Below are 17,115 nucleotides of genomic sequence, written 5' to 3'. Positions count from 1 at the left end.
GGCGCTGACATTGGTGCGGCTTGCCGTGCCGTCCACCACCACCGGCAGGCGTCAGGACAGTCCGGGCGGTCAAGAGTCTGACACACCCGGCCCCCTGCCTGCTTGATCGGGCCACAATACGGCAGTTTTCGCGCGGGCAATCACAACGGCAGGATCAGCCCCTGCTGCGATCCGGCGGGCGGACCCGGAACACCGCGCAGTACAGCGCCGGCACGAAGATCAGCGTCACCAACGTGCCCGCGATAATGCCGCCCATCATGGCAAATGCCATCGGCCCCCAGAAAACCTGCCGCGAAATCGGTATCAGCGCCAGCGAGGCCGCCGCCGCCGTCAGCAGGATCGGTCGGGCGCGGCTGTCTGATGCCTCGAACACGGCATCCCATTGCGTCCGGCCCTTGGTCAGCAGCACCTGAATTTCGTTGACCAGAATGACCGAGTTCCTGATCAGGATCCCGATCAGTGCCAGAATCCCCAGAATAGCGACAAAGCCCATCGGCACGCCGAACGGCACCAGCACCGCGACGACGCCGATCAGCCCAAGCGGTGCGGCGGCGAACACGATCAACGACAGGCGAAAGCTTTGCATCTGCGCCATGACCAGAAAGGCCATGATCAGCAACATGACGGGCACCACCGCTGCAATCGGCTGCTGGCTTTCGGTCGATGTCTCGACCGAGCCTCCCAGCCCGATCGTCACCGAAGGCGGCAGCGTGGCCGCATAATCCGCCACCCTGTCCTTCAGCGCCTCGACCAGAGTGGCGGGCTGGTCCTTGCTGGCAACCGCCGCCTGCACGGTCACGGTCGGCACGCCATTGCGCTGAATGATCAGCGGCTGTTCGGTGTCATAGGCCAGACTGACCAGCGAGATCAGCGGAATGTTCTTGCCCGAACCAGTGGTCAGTTGCAGGTTGCGGATCGAATCCAGCGATGCGCGGTCGGCATCGACACCGCGCGCCACGACATTGACCAGATAAATATTGTCGCGCAACTGTGTCACCGTTCGGCCCGAGAACACCACCGACAACGCGTCGGCGACATCCTGACTGGACACGCCCAGTTGCCGCGCCTGATCCTGATCGACCTGCAAGCGGATCACCCGCGCGGGCTCGTTCCAGTCCAGGGTCAGATCGCGCAGGCGCGGCTCGGTCGCGACAACGGCGGCCAGTCCCCGCGCGGCGTCCCGCGCCTGATCCAGGTCCGGGGCGCTGACCCGGTATTGCACGGGTTTGCCGACCGGAGGACCGATTTCCAGATTCTTCACATAGACATTGACGCCGGGAAATTCGCGGGCGGCAATATCGTTCAGCTTGGCCTTGACCCGGTCACGGGCCAAGAGGTCGGGGGTCTGGATGACAATCTGGCCCATATGCGGGCCGGGGGTTGGCACATCCAGCGCCAGAATAAAGCGCGGCGCGCCCCGCCCGACATAGGATGTGCGGAACCGCACGTCAGGATCGCCCTCCAGATATCCCTCAAGCCGGTCCATATCAGCGCGCGTTTTCGCAATCGAGGCGTTCTGCGGTTCCACGATATCGACGACGATCTCGGTCCGGTCCGAGGTCGGAAAGAACTGCTGCTCGACAAAGCGCATGCCGTAAACCGACCCGGCAAAGATCAGCAGAGTCAGCAGGATGGTCAGCCATTTATGCCGCATCCCCAGATGCAGCAGCCCGTGAAAGGCACGGCGTAGCCGACCTGCCTTGTGTTCGTGATGCCCGGCCTTTGCCTTCAGGAAACTGACCCCCAGCAGCGGCGCGAACAGAACGGCCACAACCCATGACACCAGCAGCGACACCGCGATCACCACGAACAGCGAAAAGGTGAACTCTCCTGCCGCAGAATCGTTCAGGCCGATGGGAATGAACCCCGCGACCGTGACCAGCGTGCCGGTCAGCATCGGAAAGGCGATAGAAGTCCAGGCATAGCTGGCCGCCTCGTTCAGCGAGGCCCCGATTTCCAGCCGCGAGATCATCGTCTCGATCGCGATCATCGCGTCGTCAACCAGCAGCCCCAGCGCGATGATCAGCGCCCCGAGCGAGATCCGTTGCAGCGTGATTCCATAGATTTCCATGATCACGAAGGTAATCGCCAGAACCAGTGGAATGGTCAGCGTCACCACAAAGCCCGCCCGGACGCCAAGGCTGACAAAGCTGACCATCAGCACGATCGCCACCGCCTCGGCCAGCGCCTTGATAAAGGTGCCAACCGCATGTTTGACGACATCGGGCTGATCGGCGACTTTGGCCATCTCGATCCCCACGGGCAGATCGCTGGCCATGCGGGTCATCAGCCGGTCCAGATCGGCCCCGAAATCCTGAATATTCTCGCCCTTGCGCATTCCGACCAGCAGGCCGATGGCGGGCTTGCCATTGACGCGGAACAGGGTCTGCGGCGGATCTTCGTATCCGCGCGTCACCTTCGCCACATCGCTCAGGTTGAAGAACCTCTCGCCAATGCGCAAATTCACCGCCGCGATGGATTCGGCATCGTCGAAACGCCCGCCCACCCGGACCAGAACCCGCTCGGGCCCGTCCTGAATGACGCCTGATGGCGCGATGGCGTTCTGCGTCGCCAGCGTCGCCAGAACCTGCCGCTGGTTGATCCCCATCGCCGCCAGCCGCGCAGTGGAAAACTCCAGATAAACCCGTTCCTCCTGAACGCCAAGCAATTCCGTCTTGCCCGCCGCCGGCAGGGCCGAGACGCGCTTGCGGATGGCCTCTGCCCGGTCGCGCAATTCGCGCGGGCTAAAGCCGTCGGCGGTGAAGCCATAAATATTTCCGAACACGTCGCCGAAATCGTCCACAAAGCGAAATCCCTGAAACTCCTGTGGAAATTCAGGCTGCACATCGGCCATCATCTGCCTGACACGCTTCCATATCTCGGGTACGGCTTCGGATCGCGTGGTGGGCAGTAATTCGACATAGACGACCGTCTGCCCCGGCGTCGTGACCGAGCGGGTGAATTTCAGCTCGTCCAGTTCCTCAAGTTTCTTTTCGATCCGGGACGTGACCTGAAGCAGCGTATCCTCGATGCTGGCACCCGGCAGAGATGCCCCGATCACCATGATCTTGATGGTGAAATTCGGATCCTCTTCCCGGCCCAGATTGCGATAGCTGATCGTCCCGGCCAGCATCGACACGATCAGCAGGAACCACACGAAGCTGCGGTGGTTCAGCGCCCAGTCTGACAGGTTGAAACGCGTCATGGCGCGACCCTGCGCCCAACGACCTGCCCGGCTCGTACCGATTGCACCCCCCGGATCAGCACCTCGTCGCCCGCCGTCAGACCACCGATCACCAGATTGCGCCCGTCAAAGCTTGGGGCGATCACGACCGGGACGGCCTCGACCCGGCCCGGTCCGCCCTCGCCATCGCGGCGGACGCGCCAGACATGGGGCTGGCCATCTTTCTGAAACACCGCCTTTTCGGACAGGGTCAGCGCCGGATCGTCCGCCGCCCCCAACCTGGCGCGGATCAGCGCACCCAGCCGGAAAGGCGCATCCTGCGGAAGGGTCAGGTACAGCCGCCTCGTTCGCGTCGCCGCATCGGCAAGGGGATCAATCCGGGCCAGCGTGGCCGTCACCTGGGCGGCGGGATCGCTGCGCTGCCAGACAGTGAATACCGGCATGTCAGACAACGAGGCCAACGCCGCCTCGGGCAGGTCTATCACCGCTTCGCGCGCGTCATCGGCTGACAGTTGCAAGACCGGCGTGCCGGCACTGACCACTGCACCCTGCGCCTCGAACACGGCGCTGACGACGCCCGCGAAGGGCGCGGTCATTCTGGCGAAGCTTTCGACATCCTGCGCGCGCACCAGTTCGGACCGGGCCTGTTCCGCCGCCGCCTCGGCCGCCGCCATGACCCGCATCGCCTGTTCCAGTTGAGCGGTCGAGGCAACATTGCGCGCCACCAGCGCCTCGGTCCGGGACAGGGTGGTGCGCGCGGTGGAAAGCTGTACCTCGGCGGCATCCAGACCAGCGCGGGCGGCACGGGTGGTCGCGACCATATCCTCGGTCGCCAATTCAGCCAGAACCTGCCCGGCCTGAACCCGCTCTCCAAGCTCGACATGACGCGAAATCATTCGCCCAAGTGTCTGAAATGCCATGGTAACATCTGTTTTCGACTTTACGAAACCGGGAACCGATCGCGCGTCGGTTCCGCGATCCTCGACAAGTTCCGTCACCACCGGGCGGGGCAGAGGATCGGTGGCCGCCTCGCTGCGCATCTGCAACCAGTCGGGCAACTGGAACGCCGCCGCCGGTGTCGCGGCCAGCAAGGCCAAAACCCAAAAGCACAGCCTCATGGGGCCACCCCGACGGGCTGGACCATGCGGCCGGCGAAAAGTTGTTGCGATCCCGCGCCCACGACGGTCTGCCCCTCGTCAATCCCGCCGGAAAGATAGACCTCGCCATCGGCGAAATACATGATCTCGACCGGGGCCAACGCGACGCGGTTATCCTTGCCGACGATCCAGACCGCCGGATTTTCGCCCTGCCGCGTCAGAGCCGCCCAGGGGATGACCACCCCGCTGTCGCTGCGGATCCGCAGGCGTCCGCGCACGGCGGCCCCCAGAAGCCGGATCCCGCCCTCGGTGGCGCTGTCGATCCGCGCCCGGACCGTCACCGTACCCGTCACAGGATCGACAAGCGGCGCGATCTCGGTCACGGTTCCGGTCATTTGCGGCGTGTCGATATCCAGCGTGTCAAGTTGCACCCCGGCCCCCATCGCATTGTCAAGCAAGGGATGGTCGGGCGAGTTGAACACCGCCTCCAGCCCGTCCACGCTGGCCAGCGCCACCACGGGCTGCGCCGGTCCGACAATCATGCCGGGGGCCATGTCGCGGCGTGTCACCACGGCGGCACCGGGCGCGCGCAGTACCGTTTCCTCCAGCGCGCGCTGCGCTTGATCGACGCCGCTTTCCGCGCGCCTGACCGCACCCTCGGCATCGGCCAGCCCGCGTCTGGCATCGTCACGCGCGGCACGCGTTCCGACGCCGCGCGCCAGCATCGCATCGGCCCGCTGGCTGGCCTGACGGGCCTGCGCTTCGACCACGCGGGCGGCAACCAGACTGGCCGCGGCGACCTTCAGTGCCTGATCCTGCTGCACCGGATCCAGCCGCGCCATGGCCTGACCCGGCGCGACGCGATCACCTTCATCCACCAGCACCTCGACGACCCTGCCGCTTTGGCGAAAACCCAGTTCGACGCTGTCCCACGCCTCGATTGTGCCCGACAGCGCCAGATCCAGATTCAGCGGCCTGACCCCTGCGGTCACGAATTCGACGCGCAAATCTTCGGCCCCGGCCCGGCAAGCCGTTATCGCCAATCCAAAGGCCACGAAAACAATCAGAAAACGCATCAGCCCGATAAGCACAATGTTGATGCGAATTATCTGCGCCATCAACCGATGGATGAGAAGCCCCATGCCGTTACGTCATCCTGATTTTTTTGCGAAAATTTGCGTGATCCCCGCAGCCCGAGGACAGCAGAGGAACGGCGAGGCGGTGCGAAATGCATCATTTCCAATCTGTGCTCTTGACCGCGACGGGACAGCGCGTTCACCTGACCGAAAGGGAAGGAAAAATCATGTTTTATCACATCACTGACTGGGATGATGCCTATGCCAACGGCCCGCATATCCCGAATGGCGACACATATCCCCCGCGCTGGATCCGCAACGCGCAGGCCTTTCGCGACGCCCATCCCCCCGAGGCCCTTGGCCGGGGGCATCTGTTTCGCCCGAAGGGTACGGCGCGTGGGCTGGCGGTGTTCATCCATGGCGGTTTCTGGATGTCCTTCGATCCATCGGCCTGGTCGGATCTGGCGGCCGGGCCTCTGGCCGAAGGATGGGCAGTGGCCATGCCGGCTTATACGCTGGCCCCCGAAGCGCGGATCGGCCAGATGACGCACGAGGTCGCCGCCGCGATCACCGCCGCCGCCAAGCGGATCGACGGCCCCATCGCGATCACCGGGCATTCGGCGGGCGGGCATCTGTCGGCGCGGATGATCTGCGATGACGGCACCCTGCCCGAGGATGTCGCGGCCCGCGTCACCGCCTGCGTGCCGATCTCGCCGCTCAGCGATCTGCGCCCGATGCTGCGCACCGCGATGAACGACACGCTGCATCTGGACAAGCCCGAGGCGCTGGCCGAAAGCCCCGCCCTTCTGACCCCGCTGACCGGTATCCCCGTCACTGCATGGGTCGGCGGGGCCGAGCGGCCCGAGTTCATCCGGCAGGCGCGGCTTCTGGCCGATAGCTGGGCGGGAATGGGCGTCGCGACTGATTTCGTGATTGACCCCGGCCGCCACCATTTCGACGTGATCGCGGCGCTTGCAAGCCCCGACAGCCCCCTGACGCAGCGCCTGATCGGCGCGCGCTGACGCCGTCAGCCCGGCTGGCGGCGCAGGTCAAAAGTTTCGGGGTCCGGGCCTACACGGTGGCCGCGATCCAGCGCGTCCAGCGCCGCCATGTCCTGCGCGCCAAGAGCAAAATCCAGGACGTCGAAATTCTGCGCCAGACGTTCCTTGCGCGCCGATTTCGGAATAACCGACAGCCCGTTCTGGATATGCCAGCGCAGCACCACCTGCGCGGGCGTCCGGCCCAGCCTTTCGGCCATGGCGACGATCTCGGGCAGGTCGAAATCGCCGCGCCCCAGCGGGCTCCAGCTTTGGGTGACGATGCCGAGGCGTTCGTTCACCGCGCGCATGTCGGACTGGATCAGCGTGGGGTGCAGCTCTATCTGGTTCAGCACCGGCAGGACGCCGGTTTCATCCATCAGGCGACGCAGATGCGCCTCGTGGAAATTGGCGACCCCGATCGAGCGCACCCGCCCTTCGTCGCGCAGCCGGATCAGCGCCTTCCAGGTTTCCACATAGGTATCGACCATCGCCATCGGCCAGTGGATCAGGTACAGGTCCAGATAATCCAGCCCCAGCCGCCCCATGCTGGCATCGAAGGCCCGCAGCGTCTGGTCATGGCCCTGATCGCTGTTCCACAGCTTTGTCGTGACAAAGATCTGATCGCGCGGCACATCGGAGTTGCGGACCCCCTCGCCCAGACCCTCCTCGTTTCCATAGGCCCGCGCCCCGTCGATCAGGCGATAGCCGATCTGCAAGGCCTCGCCGACCACACGCGCGGTATCCCCGGCAGGCACCTGCCAGACACCCGCCCCGATCTGCGGCATCTTGTGGCCGTCACTGAAAGTCATCATCGGCTGTTCCATCGCGCCGCTCCTTTGCTGTGAAAATTCGCTGAAATTCCGACCCTGTGTCAGCCGGTGAAATCGGCAGGTTCAGCCCCGGTGATCGCCAGCAGGCGATCCGGCGCGATGGCGAAAATGTGGCGCGGCGTACCCGCCGCCGCCCAGACCCGCTCGAAATCGGACAGGCGCGGGTCGTAATAGGCCGTCACCGGGTTCAGATGCCCGACCGGTGCCACGCCGCCAATGGCAAAGCCGGTTTCCTCGCGGATCAGCGCGGCGTCGGCCTTGCCCAGAGGCTGCCCCGCCACCTGCGCGGCCTTGGCCGGATCGACGCGATTGCCCCCCGCCGTCAGGAACAGCACGACATGGCCGCTGTCCTGCCCGCGAAAGATGATCGACTTGGCGATCTGATCGACCTCGCAACCCGCCGCTGCGGCGGCCTCGGCTGCCGTTCGCGTAGATTCCCCCATTTCCAGGATCTCGACCGGCTCTCCGGCGGCTTCCAGCGCCGCCCTGACACGTTTCAGACTTTTGCTCATCCGCGCCTCCCTGGTACGAACCCTAGCCGCAGGAACGGACGGGCGAAAGGGTCAGGCGCGCAATCCGGCGAATGTCATCGGATCCAGCGAGTTTTGCGCGAAAGTCGGCCCGTCGGTCAGCAGGCTGACCGCATCATGCGAATGCAGCGATTCCTGATGGCTGGCCACCACCCGGAAATCGCCGATCCGTGGATCGGCCAGCAACTGCGCAGCAAAGGCGCGCACAGCATCCTCGACAAAGATCGGGTTCGAGGCGTTCAGTTCCGCGAATGCCTGTTCATCCTCGCGCTTGACCATGACCTGAGTTTCGGTCGGCACCGCGCGACGGCACAGTTCGACCATATCCTCGAACCAGATCTTTTCCGGCCCCTTCATCACGGCCGAGATCCGCGCGATGGACCGCTGCGAATGGGGGGTCGCCAGACGCGAGCGCGTTTCACGGGCGGGTTCGGACAGTTCCAGCGAACAGGGGCAGGTCGAGGAATAGACATAGTCGAAATGCATGACCCGCAGCCGCGTGCCCTGCGATTCGATCACCTCTTGGGCGATGTCGTAATATTGCCAGCCCGACAGGCCCGAGCGCAGCGAATCCACGCGGATCGGATAAGACAGGCGCATCTGGATACGCGCGTCGAACGCGTCCAGATCGGCCTTGTAATCGTTCAGCGCCGCCTCAAGCACGCGAAGGCTGAACAGGTGATCGGAATGGCCGTAAAAGGACCGCATGATTCGGGACATGTTGATGCCCTTGCGGTCGGCATCAAGGCTGACAGTGCCGGTTACGCTGGTTTCCAGCGCGATCTCGCCGCCATCTCGGGTCTGATAGCGGATCGGCAGCCGGAAATTCGAGATGCCGACATGCTGGATCGGCGCGCGGGCACCGACGATCAGGCTGGCCGGGCCGTTCTGAAGATCGGGCAGACCAGCCTTATAGGCCTCATCGACGCGGAAACCGACGTCGTATTCGCGCGCCAGCGCCGGATAGGCAGGGATGATCGGGCGGTTCTCGGACATGCGCATTCCTTCCCCAGTTACCGCCTGAATATAGGGGCTATCGCGCAATCCAAAAGCATTTACGCGAAAAAACCTGCCCGGCCTATTCAGTTTCCAAGCGCCTGCCGCAAATCGGCGATCAGATCCTGCGCATCCTCCAGCCCGACGGACAGCCGCAACAGGCCCGCAGAAATACCCAGCCGCGCCTTGTCCTCGTCCGACAGACGCTGATGCGTCGTCGTCGCCGGATGGGTCACTATGGATTTGGCATCGCCCAGATTATTGGAAATCCTGATGATTTGCAGCCGGTCCAGAACGTCGAAGGCCGCATCCTTGCCGCCCCTTACCTCAAGCGCGATCATGGTGCCGCCCGACCCCATCTGCGCCATGGCCAGATCGTGCTGCGGATGATCCGGCAGACCCGGATAGATCACCCGCGACAGGCGCGGATGGCCCTGCATGGCGCGGGCGATGGTCAGCGCGCCGTCTGCCTGCGCCCGCACCCGCAGATCCATGGTCGTCAGCCCGTTCAGCATGATCCAGCTGTGAAACGGGCTGATCGCGCCTCCGGTATGTTTGACATAGGGTTCGACCACGCCGCGGATATAGTCGCGCGTGCCGCAGATCACCCCGGCCAGCGCGCGCCCGCCGCCGTCGATATGTTTGGTCGCCGAATAGACCACGACATCTGCCCCCAGCCCGACCGCGCGCGAAAAGACCGGCGTGGCAAAGACGTTATCGACCACAACGACCGCCCCCGCCGCATGGGCCAGATCGGCCACGGATTTCAGGTCGATCACCTCAAGCCCCGGATTCGAGACGGATTCGAAGAACACCGCCTTCGTTCCCGAACGGATCGCCGCCTTCCATTGCGCAAGATCGGTGCCATCGACATAGCTGACCTCGACCCCGAATTTCACCAGCAGGTCCAGAACGTAAAGGCAGGAACCGAACAGTGCCCGCGCCGCGACGACGTGATCGCCGGGGCTGCACATGGAAAACATCGCGCCATTCACCGCCGCCATGCCGCTGGCAGTGGCAAAGGCATCCTCGGTCCCCTCAAGTGCGGCGATTCGATCCTCGAACATGCGGCTGGTCGGGTTGCCATAGCGGGCATAGATGAACTCATCGGGCCCGGTTTCGACGAACCGCGCCTCGGCTTGCGCGGCGCTGTCATAGACAAACCCCTGAGTCAGGAAAATCGCCTCGGCCATTTCACCATACTGGCTGCGGCGGCTGCCATGATGGACGGCCTGCGTGCGCGGATGAAGACCCTTTGCGGAGGTGACGCTCATGTCGGTGCTGCCCTTTGTGCTGATTCTGCCGGGTTATCCCCCGCTGTCCCGCAGTGCAAGTCCGTTGCTTGCGGCAAGGCTTTGCCGGCCTCGCGAAAATGCGCACCATGCAGGCGAGAATCTGCTGGTAAAAACTCGCCCCATTGGCAAGTCATCGCCATTCTTTTCAATAAGATAGGACGAAAAAACGAAATCTGTCCAAATGGACAGGTTGTGATATTCTTTTGAGTGGCTAGGGTATCCATGAAGATAGCAAGGAACTGAAATCTTCAACGTGTGGCCGCAATGTTCACGGTAAGATCGTCTTTGGTCCGCGGCACCGGTGTAAGGGTTGGATGCGATGTACCGATAGTCAGGTCCGAAATCTGCGGACAGCTAGTGGTTTGGCAAGCGACGGATTTTATCTTTTTAACTGTGAGTGGTTTGAAACCGGCTTGTGGGCCTTCAGTTCGCTCGCGGTAAAGTAGTGTGTAAATGGTGCATTTATTACCCGGTATGCGCAGGGCCTTGCGTCTGTTGCGGTGTGGCTTGTGTTTGGTCATACGCAGGGTCAAGCCAAAAGCGCCGGGGGCGGCTCCACCCGTCCCCGGTTTTTTTGGGGCTTGGCTATTCGCGAACCTCCGTCAGCGCCGCAGCTTGCAGGTACTGACGCCCAGGATGCTGTAGGCCGGACAGGTCTGGAACAACCCTGTCAGCAGGGGAACGATCCCCAGCAGATAAAGCCAGCGATAGCTTGCGGTGCTGTCCAGCAGGAAGCCGACCAAAAGCGCAAGGCCGACAACAATTCGCAGGATGCGGTCAATACCGCCGACATTCCGGGTCATTGCGAACACTCCGTTTACATTCACGACAATATATATGATTCCTCGCGCGAAAGCGAGTTGCGTCGTGACGTCACACCCGGCCCCCCGTACCGTTTGCCCGTGCCGTGTTCCGGGCATGAAGGGGCACGGCGAAACCCGGTCAAAGATAATCGCTGCGCTGCAACCCGTATTTCGCCATCTTCTCGTTCAGGGTCCGGCGTGGCAGGCACAGTTCCTCCATGACGCTGGCGACGCTGCCCTTGTGGCGACGCATGGTGTTGTCGATCAGCATCTTTTCAAAGCTCTCGACATATTCCTTCAGCGGCTTGCCCTCGGTCGTGGTCGCCTCTTGTGCCTCGTCGCCATCGGCCATCAGCAGCGACGTGATCGAACCCGTGCCGCGCCGGTTCTGCAAGACCGCGCGTTCGGCCACATTGATCAACTGGCGGATATTGCCGGGCCAGGGGGCCTGTAACAGTTGCGCGGCCTCTTGCGCACTGATCTGCGGCGGCTCGCAGCCATATTCCTCGGAAAACTGTTCGATCATCCGCGTGAACAGCGCCAGAATATCCTCGCCACGCGCGCGCAGCGGCGGCAGGGTGATCTTCAGCGCCGACAGGCGATAGAACAAATCCGGGCGCAGCGAATCTTCGGCCCTGCGCCCCTCGCCCCGCGCGTTCGAGATGGCGATGATCCGGGTTTCCGCCGGCACGCCCTGATCGCTGATGAAGGCCAGCAGACGCGCCTGCAACGGTTCCGACAGCGCCTCGACATCCTCAAGGCACAGCGTTCCGCCCCGCGCCTCTTCGACAGCGGGCAACCCGTCCTCGACCGGGCCGAACAGGCGCACGGAAAGCATCTCCTCGTGATAGGCGGCGCAGGACAGCGGCACGAATTTCCGCGAGGCGCGCGGCCCGACCGCATGCAGCGCATGGGCCACCAGCGTCTTGCCGGTGCCGGTCTCGCCGTCGATCAGCACATGCCCGTCCGCCTGCCCCAGATCCAGAATATCCTCGCGCAGGCGTTCGACCACCGGGCTAGAGCCGATCAGCTTGGACATGACCTGCTGGCCCTCGGACAGGTCGCGGCGCAGCGCGCGGTTGTCCAGCGTCATGCGCCGCATCTGCGTGGCTTTCTTGGCAAGCTGCGTCATCCGGTCCGGATTGAACGGCTTTTCCATGAAATCCAGCGCACCGATTCGCATCGCCTCGACCGCCATGGGCACGTCGCCGTGACCGGTAATCATGATCACAGGCAGGGCCGAATCGATGCCCATCAGCCGCTTGAGAAACGCGATGCCATCCATTCCCGGCATCCGGATGTCGGACACCACGGCCCCCGGCCAATCGGGGCCGATGACCTTCAGCGCATCCTCGGCGCTTGCGAATGTCTCGGTTTCAAAGCCCGACAGGACCAGCCACTGGCTGATCGATTCCCGCATGTCGGGCTCGTCATCGACTATGGCAATCTTTAACTTTCGTGACATGAGCATTTCCTATCGATATCACTCGGCGGCCAGCGTCCCTTCGGACTCTCCTGGCCGGTAGAGTGGCAGTTCAACCCAGAAGACCGCGCCCCCGCCGGTCTCGTTATGCGCAGTCAGGCGACCTCCGAAATCCGCCACGATGGTGGATGAAATCGCAAGCCCCAGTCCGGTCCCCTCACCCGGCTTTTTCGTCGTCCAGAAAGGTTCAAACAGTTTTTCCAGGTCTGAAACACCCGGACCGTTATCACGAACCGACACATAGGCGTGAGACCCGGCCTCGACCTCGATCTCGATCCGCGCGTCGCGACGTCCCCGAACCGCATCGACGGCATTGCGCAGCAGATTGATGATCACCTGCTCCAGCCGGATCCGGTCGGCCAGCACCATCACCGGATCGCGCGGGATGCTGCGTTCGATGCGGATGGTGCGGCTGCGCAGTTGCGGCTCCATCATGGTCAGCGCGGAACTGACAGCGGCGCGCAGATCCACGGGTTCGACTGCCTCGCCACCCTTGCGGGCAAAGGATTTGAGCTGCCGGGTGATCGCGCCCATCCGCTCGATCAGGTCGTCGATGCGCTGAAAGGATGACAGCGCCTCTTCGGGCCGGCTGCGCTGCAACAGCAGCCGCGCGCCCGCCAGATAGGTCTTCATCGCCGCCAGGGGCTGATTCAGCTCGTGGCTGACGCCGGCCGACATCTCGCCCAGGGCGGCCAGCTTCGAGGATTGCTGCACGGTCTGTTCGGCGACGCGCAATTCCTTTTGCATCCGCTCTCGTTCGGCGATCTCGCGCGTGAGGCGAGCGTTCAGGGCGCGCAGATCGGCCGATTCGCGCATATAGGCCGCCGATTGCAGCCGCGCGCGCCGCGACAGCAGCCAGAACGTCCCGGCCAGCAGGATGGCAAAGCCCATGATCTCCAGCGCAAGGACGGCGTTCACCCTTTCCCGGATCGAGCCATAGGTGGTAAAGCTGATCATCCGCCAGCCGCGAAACGAGATGCGCACCTCGCTGCGCATCACCGCGCGGCCCTTGACATAGGCGTCGGGCGGCATGTTCGTCCAATCGGCAGTCACCTGAAACGCCCGCTGGATGGCCGAAGGCGCGGATCGCACGGCCAGCGCCTCGGGCATGGTCAGCCCGCGCCATCGCGGTTCGGTCGCCAGGATAATGTTACCCTCGCTGTCGGTCACGGCAACCGCGTCCGAAATCCCTGCCCATGACCGTTCCAGCCGCGTCAGATCCGCCCCGACGACAATCACCCCCAACGTCTTGCCATCCGCGACGATGGCGCGGGAATAGGTAAATTCATAAGCGCCAACACCCTGATTCCATACGGAAAAAACTGTGTCGCGCGACCGCAGCGCCTCGACGAAGAACGGGGCCTGCACATTGTTCGTACCGATCTGATAGCGGTCGGTCGATCCCACCGTTCGCCCCGAGGCATCCAGCAACCGGATCGAGGCCGCGCCGATTTCCTTTTGTGCGGCCATCAGCCGGGCCGATGTGGTCGAAAAGTCGTTATTGGTCAGCGAGCCGATCAGCGCCGGATCGCGCGCCAGCAGCAGCGGCACGACCGAGGTACGCTGCAATTCCGACAGCAGGTTTCCCGAATAAAGCGCCAGCCGCAATTCCGACCGGACACGCGTGGTTTCGGAAAACCGTTCGGTCAGCCAGGCATTCGTCACCCAGATCGAGGCCAGCGCCGTGACAAAGATCAGCGCCACCGCGGAACGCAGCCACCACGGATTCGCCGGCCGGACTCCCATCCGCCGCAAGGGCCTGCGTTTGTTGCTTCTGTCCTGTGTCAATCGGCTGCGCCCGCTTGGGTTAATTGACGCAATCTAGTCGCGCAGCCCGCTTTGCTCAAGTCAGGCGTTGACCAGCCCGTCAGTAACGGCGGTAAACAGCGCCGCGCCATCCATTCCGCCAATTGCGGGATCGGCCGCACGCTCGGGGTGGGGCATCATTCCCAGCACCCGGCGATTGGCCGACAGCACCCCGGCAATATCCGCGACCGAGCCGTTGATTCCGGGCGCATAGGTGAACGCGATGCGGTCCTGATCGCGCAATTCGGTCAGCCCTTCAGGGGCGATCTGATAATTGCCGTCATGATGGGCGACCGGCACGGTGATCCGCTGACCGGCGGCATAGCCCGAGGTAAAGGTGCTGTCATTCGTTACCACCGTCAGCGCGGCGGGCTTGCACAGGAATGTCAGCCCCTGATTGCGCATCAGCGCGCCGGGCAACAGGCCCAGTTCGGTCAGCACCTGAAACCCGTTGCAGATTCCCAGAACGAACCCCCCCCGTGCCGCATGCGCCGCAAGCGCGCCGGCAATCGGCGAATGCGCGGCAATCGCCCCGCAGCGCAGATAATCGCCATAGGAAAACCCGCCCGGCACCGCGACCAGATCGGTACGCGCCGGCAAGGCGTCATCCTTGTGCCAGACCCGCGCCACACGCGCCCCGGCCCGTTCCAGCGCAACGGCCAGATCGCGGTCGCAATTCGAACCCGGAAAGGTGATGACGGCGGCTTTCATGGCAAAACTCCGGCTGATGCTGCGCATTTCCTTATCGCAGACGGCACCGACAGTTAAGCACAATTCGGCGCGGCGGCCCGGAAACGAAAAAGGGCCGCGCATCGCTGCGCGGCCCTGTTCAGCGGCGGGTGTTGGCTCAGGCCAGCGCCTTGTTCAGGTATTCGTCCACCTTTTCCAGATAGCCCATGGTGGTCAGCCATTTCTGATCCGGCCCGACCAGCAGCGCCAGATCCTTGGTCATGAACCCGTCCTCGACCGCCTGCACCGTGACCTTGTCCAGCGTGTCGGCAAAGGTCGCCAGCGCGGCGTTGTTGTCCAGCTTGGCGCGATGCTTCAACCCGCCCGTCCAGGCATAGATCGACGCAATCGAGTTGGTCGAGGTGGCGTTACCCTTTTGATGCTCGCGATAATGGCGGGTGACGGTGCCATGGGCGGCCTCGGCCTCGACGGTCTGTCCGTCCGGCGTCATCAGCACGCTGGTCATCAGCCCCAGACTGCCAAAGCCCTGCGCAACAGTATCAGACTGCACATCGCCGTCATAGTTCTTGCAGGCCCAGACATAGCCGCCCGACCATTTCAGCGCGCTGGCCACCATGTCGTCGATCAGGCGGTGTTCATAGTGAATGCCGGCCTTCTTGAACTTGTCCTCGAATTCTTCTTCGTACACCTTCTGGAACAGATCCTTGAACCGGCCGTCATAGGCCTTGAGAATGGTGTTCTTGGTGGACAGATAGACGGGCCAGCCCAGATTGAGGCCATAGTTCATGCTGGCGCGGGCAAAGTCGATGATCGACTGGTCGAGGTTGTACATTCCCATCGCCACACCGGCGGCGGGGGCATCGAACACCTCGCGCTCGATCACGGTGCCGTCCTCGCCGACGAATTTCATCGTCAGCTTGCCCTTGCCGGGAAACAGGAAATCGGTGGCGCGGTACTGGTCGCCATAGGCGTGACGGCCGACGACGATGGGCTGGGTCCAGCCCGGCACCAGACGCGGCACGTTCCGGCAGATGATCGGCTGACGGAAGATCACGCCGCCCAGGATGTTGCGGATCGTGCCATTGGGGCTGCGCCACATCTTTTTCAGGCCAAATTCCTCGACCCGCGCCTCATCGGGGGTGATGGTCGCACATTTGACGCCGACGCCGTATTGCTTGATCGCCTCGGCGGCATCCACGGTGATCTGGTCGTCGGTACGATCACGTTCCTCGATACCCAGATCGTAATATTTCAGGTCGATGTCGAGATAAGGCAGGATCAGCTTCTGCTTGATGAAATCCCAGATGATCCGGGTCATCTCATCGCCGTCCAGCTCGACGACGGGGTTTTCTACCTTGATCTTCGACATGGGTGTCCCCTTTGGTTAAGCTTCGCTTGGCCGCCCTATACAGTGATCGGGATGAAAAGGAAAGACGGTATGCGATGGTATGCAGTTCAGATTGCAACTTTTCTGCTGACCTCGGGTGCCGCTTTTGCGTTGTCGGTTCTGCCCGGCCTGAAAGGGATGACACGGGCGGGCGGGCGGCTGTGGATCGACCGGCGCGCGACACCGGGGCAGATCGACCAGATCCGCCTGAATATCGCTGATGTGTGGAACGGCCAGTCAGCGCCGGATTGGGCCCGCTGAAGGCACGCGGGCGATCAGTTCTGATCGAAATATGCCGCCGCCCGCCCGTCCAGCCAGTGCCACAATTCCGGCGCGCCCTTGGCGATCCGCACACCCACGCGTCGGACCAACTGGTCATGGGTCACGCCATATTCGACCCAGGTGCCGCCGCCGGATGCGATGTTCTGCATCACTGGCTGCGCCCGGTCCAGCGATTTGGCAAACATGGCGGCGGGCGTCCGGTTCGCCTCGAACTCATCCCACAGCGCGCGGAACGTCTGTCCCTGCCCGTCGGGCAAAAGCCCGAAGATCCGATCTGCGGCCTGTTGTTCGGCGGCCAGTTGCGCGGCGCCATCATGGGCCTGCCCCTGCGCGGAATGGATCGGCACGTCGCCCGCGTCGATCTCGACCAGATCGTGCAGGATCAGCATGCGGACGACCCGGCCAATATCGACGCCCTTGCCCGCATGCGGCGCCATGACCAGCGCGTACAGCGCCAGATGCCAACTGTGTTCGGCACTGTTTTCCCGGCGCGAGCCATCGCAAAGCGGGCTGGCCCGGCACACCGATTTCAGCCGGTCGGCCTCGGCCAGAAAGGCCAGCCGCGCGCCCATGTCACCGTCAACCGCCCGCCCGTCCATCAGCGCCGAGGCGGCGG

The 17,115-nt window shown here is 63.4% G+C and carries 15 protein-coding genes; 2 read left to right on the top strand and 13 right to left on the bottom strand.

What is annotated here, in order from left to right; all coding sequences use genetic code 11:
• Positions 1–154 precede the first annotated feature (154 nt).
• From ACK5L9_RS02925 to ACK5L9_RS02915, 3 genes are read right to left on the bottom strand one after another with little or no spacing between them, the layout of a single operon-like run.
• Positions 155–3,205, bottom strand: coding sequence for an efflux RND transporter permease subunit (locus ACK5L9_RS02925; RefSeq protein WP_416909951.1), 3,051 nt, complete (start codon positions 3,203–3,205; stop codon positions 155–157).
• Positions 3,202–4,302, bottom strand: coding sequence for an efflux RND transporter periplasmic adaptor subunit (locus tag ACK5L9_RS02920; protein ID WP_416909950.1), 1,101 nt, complete (start codon positions 4,300–4,302; stop codon positions 3,202–3,204). The genes ACK5L9_RS02925 and ACK5L9_RS02920 overlap by 4 nt, the downstream gene beginning before the upstream one ends.
• Entirely contained in the window at positions 4,299–5,357 is a 1,059-nt protein-coding gene (locus ACK5L9_RS02915; protein ID WP_416909949.1) for an efflux RND transporter periplasmic adaptor subunit, read from the bottom strand. The genes ACK5L9_RS02920 and ACK5L9_RS02915 overlap by 4 nt, the downstream gene beginning before the upstream one ends.
• Positions 5,358–5,584: 227 nt before the next feature.
• On the opposite strand from ACK5L9_RS02915, the gene ACK5L9_RS02910 reads away from it, so the two are divergent.
• Positions 5,585–6,379 (top strand): alpha/beta hydrolase, encoded by a 795-nt coding sequence (locus ACK5L9_RS02910; RefSeq protein ID WP_416909948.1) that lies wholly within the window; start codon positions 5,585–5,587, stop codon positions 6,377–6,379.
• Between the two features lie 5 nt (positions 6,380–6,384).
• Here the strand turns inward: ACK5L9_RS02910 and ACK5L9_RS02905 are convergent, their stop codons facing one another.
• From ACK5L9_RS02905 to ACK5L9_RS02865, 9 genes are all read right to left on the bottom strand, one after another.
• Positions 6,385–7,221: an aldo/keto reductase gene (locus tag ACK5L9_RS02905; RefSeq protein WP_416909947.1), complete on the bottom strand. Its 837-nt coding sequence runs from the start codon at positions 7,219–7,221 to the stop codon at positions 6,385–6,387.
• Between the two features lie 47 nt (positions 7,222–7,268).
• Positions 7,269–7,739 carry a YbaK/EbsC family protein gene (locus tag ACK5L9_RS02900; RefSeq protein WP_416909946.1) on the bottom strand — a complete coding sequence of 157 codons (471 nt, stop codon included), beginning with the start codon at positions 7,737–7,739 and terminating at the stop codon, positions 7,269–7,271.
• Between the two features lie 51 nt (positions 7,740–7,790).
• Complete coding sequence (folE2, locus tag ACK5L9_RS02895; RefSeq protein ID WP_416909945.1) at positions 7,791–8,753, bottom strand: GTP cyclohydrolase FolE2; 963 nt, start codon at positions 8,751–8,753, stop codon at positions 7,791–7,793.
• Positions 8,754–8,839: 86 nt separating this feature from the next.
• Positions 8,840–10,027, bottom strand: coding sequence for an O-succinylhomoserine sulfhydrylase (metZ, locus tag ACK5L9_RS02890; protein ID WP_416909944.1), 1,188 nt, complete (start codon positions 10,025–10,027; stop codon positions 8,840–8,842).
• A 623-nt stretch (positions 10,028–10,650) separates the two neighbouring features.
• Positions 10,651–10,851 (bottom strand): DUF2892 domain-containing protein, encoded by a 201-nt coding sequence (locus ACK5L9_RS02885; protein WP_416909943.1) that lies wholly within the window; start codon positions 10,849–10,851, stop codon positions 10,651–10,653.
• 139 nt (positions 10,852–10,990) lie between these two features.
• The gene (locus ACK5L9_RS02880) at positions 10,991–12,316 is read right to left on the bottom strand and encodes a sigma-54-dependent transcriptional regulator (protein ID WP_416909942.1); all 1,326 of its coding nucleotides are present in this window, start codon (positions 12,314–12,316) and stop codon (positions 10,991–10,993) included.
• 18 nt (positions 12,317–12,334) lie between these two features.
• Positions 12,335–14,080, bottom strand: a complete 1,746-nt coding sequence (locus ACK5L9_RS02875) for a sensor histidine kinase (protein ID WP_416909941.1) — start codon at positions 14,078–14,080, stop codon at positions 12,335–12,337.
• A gap of 102 nt (positions 14,081–14,182) precedes the next feature.
• Positions 14,183–14,851: a phosphoribosylformylglycinamidine synthase subunit PurQ gene (purQ, locus tag ACK5L9_RS02870; RefSeq protein ID WP_416909940.1), complete on the bottom strand. Its 669-nt coding sequence runs from the start codon at positions 14,849–14,851 to the stop codon at positions 14,183–14,185.
• A 136-nt stretch (positions 14,852–14,987) separates the two neighbouring features.
• Positions 14,988–16,199, bottom strand: a complete 1,212-nt coding sequence (locus ACK5L9_RS02865) for an NADP-dependent isocitrate dehydrogenase (RefSeq protein WP_416909939.1) — start codon at positions 16,197–16,199, stop codon at positions 14,988–14,990.
• 69 nt (positions 16,200–16,268) lie between these two features.
• Between ACK5L9_RS02865 and ACK5L9_RS02860 the strand changes: the two genes are divergently transcribed.
• Positions 16,269–16,478 carry a hypothetical protein gene (locus ACK5L9_RS02860; protein ID WP_416909938.1) on the top strand — a complete coding sequence of 70 codons (210 nt, stop codon included), beginning with the start codon at positions 16,269–16,271 and terminating at the stop codon, positions 16,476–16,478.
• A gap of 14 nt (positions 16,479–16,492) precedes the next feature.
• Here the strand turns inward: ACK5L9_RS02860 and ACK5L9_RS02855 are convergent, their stop codons facing one another.
• Positions 16,493–17,071, bottom strand: coding sequence for an HD domain-containing protein (locus ACK5L9_RS02855; protein WP_416909952.1), 579 nt, complete (start codon positions 17,069–17,071; stop codon positions 16,493–16,495).
• Positions 17,072–17,115: the final 44 nt, after the last annotated feature.

Origin of the sequence: Paracoccus sp. (in: a-proteobacteria) (assembly GCF_047973135.1) — a bacterium.
Lineage (GTDB): Bacteria > Pseudomonadota > Alphaproteobacteria > Rhodobacterales > Rhodobacteraceae > Paracoccus.
This window is presented reverse-complemented; position numbering and strand designations above follow the sequence as displayed.

Excerpts from the sequence above, each read along its gene's own strand:
- purQ (WP_416909940.1), bottom strand. The coding sequence starts at position 14,851 with ATGAAAGCCGCCGTCATCACCTTTCCGGGTTCGAATTGCGACCGCGAT.
- ACK5L9_RS02865 (WP_416909939.1), bottom strand. The coding sequence starts at position 16,199 with ATGTCGAAGATCAAGGTAGAAAACCCCGTCGTCGAGCTGGACGGCGAT.
- folE2 (WP_416909945.1), bottom strand. The coding sequence starts at position 8,753 with ATGTCCGAGAACCGCCCGATCATCCCTGCCTATCCGGCGCTGGCGCGC.
- ACK5L9_RS02905 (WP_416909947.1), bottom strand. The coding sequence starts at position 7,221 with ATGGAACAGCCGATGATGACTTTCAGTGACGGCCACAAGATGCCGCAG.
- ACK5L9_RS02915 (WP_416909949.1), bottom strand. The coding sequence starts at position 5,357 with ATGCGTTTTCTGATTGTTTTCGTGGCCTTTGGATTGGCGATAACGGCT.
- ACK5L9_RS02860 (WP_416909938.1), top strand. The coding sequence starts at position 16,269 with ATGCGATGGTATGCAGTTCAGATTGCAACTTTTCTGCTGACCTCGGGT.
- ACK5L9_RS02925 (WP_416909951.1), bottom strand. The coding sequence starts at position 3,205 with ATGACGCGTTTCAACCTGTCAGACTGGGCGCTGAACCACCGCAGCTTC.
- ACK5L9_RS02875 (WP_416909941.1), bottom strand. The coding sequence starts at position 14,080 with ATGGGAGTCCGGCCGGCGAATCCGTGGTGGCTGCGTTCCGCGGTGGCG.
- metZ (WP_416909944.1), bottom strand. The coding sequence starts at position 10,027 with ATGAGCGTCACCTCCGCAAAGGGTCTTCATCCGCGCACGCAGGCCGTC.
- ACK5L9_RS02885 (WP_416909943.1), bottom strand. The coding sequence starts at position 10,851 with ATGACCCGGAATGTCGGCGGTATTGACCGCATCCTGCGAATTGTTGTC.
- ACK5L9_RS02900 (WP_416909946.1), bottom strand. The coding sequence starts at position 7,739 with ATGAGCAAAAGTCTGAAACGTGTCAGGGCGGCGCTGGAAGCCGCCGGA.
- ACK5L9_RS02880 (WP_416909942.1), bottom strand. The coding sequence starts at position 12,316 with ATGTCACGAAAGTTAAAGATTGCCATAGTCGATGACGAGCCCGACATG.
- ACK5L9_RS02910 (WP_416909948.1), top strand. The coding sequence starts at position 5,585 with ATGTTTTATCACATCACTGACTGGGATGATGCCTATGCCAACGGCCCG.
- ACK5L9_RS02920 (WP_416909950.1), bottom strand. The coding sequence starts at position 4,302 with ATGAGGCTGTGCTTTTGGGTTTTGGCCTTGCTGGCCGCGACACCGGCG.
- ACK5L9_RS02855 (WP_416909952.1), bottom strand. The coding sequence starts at position 17,071 with ATGGGCGCGCGGCTGGCCTTTCTGGCCGAGGCCGACCGGCTGAAATCG.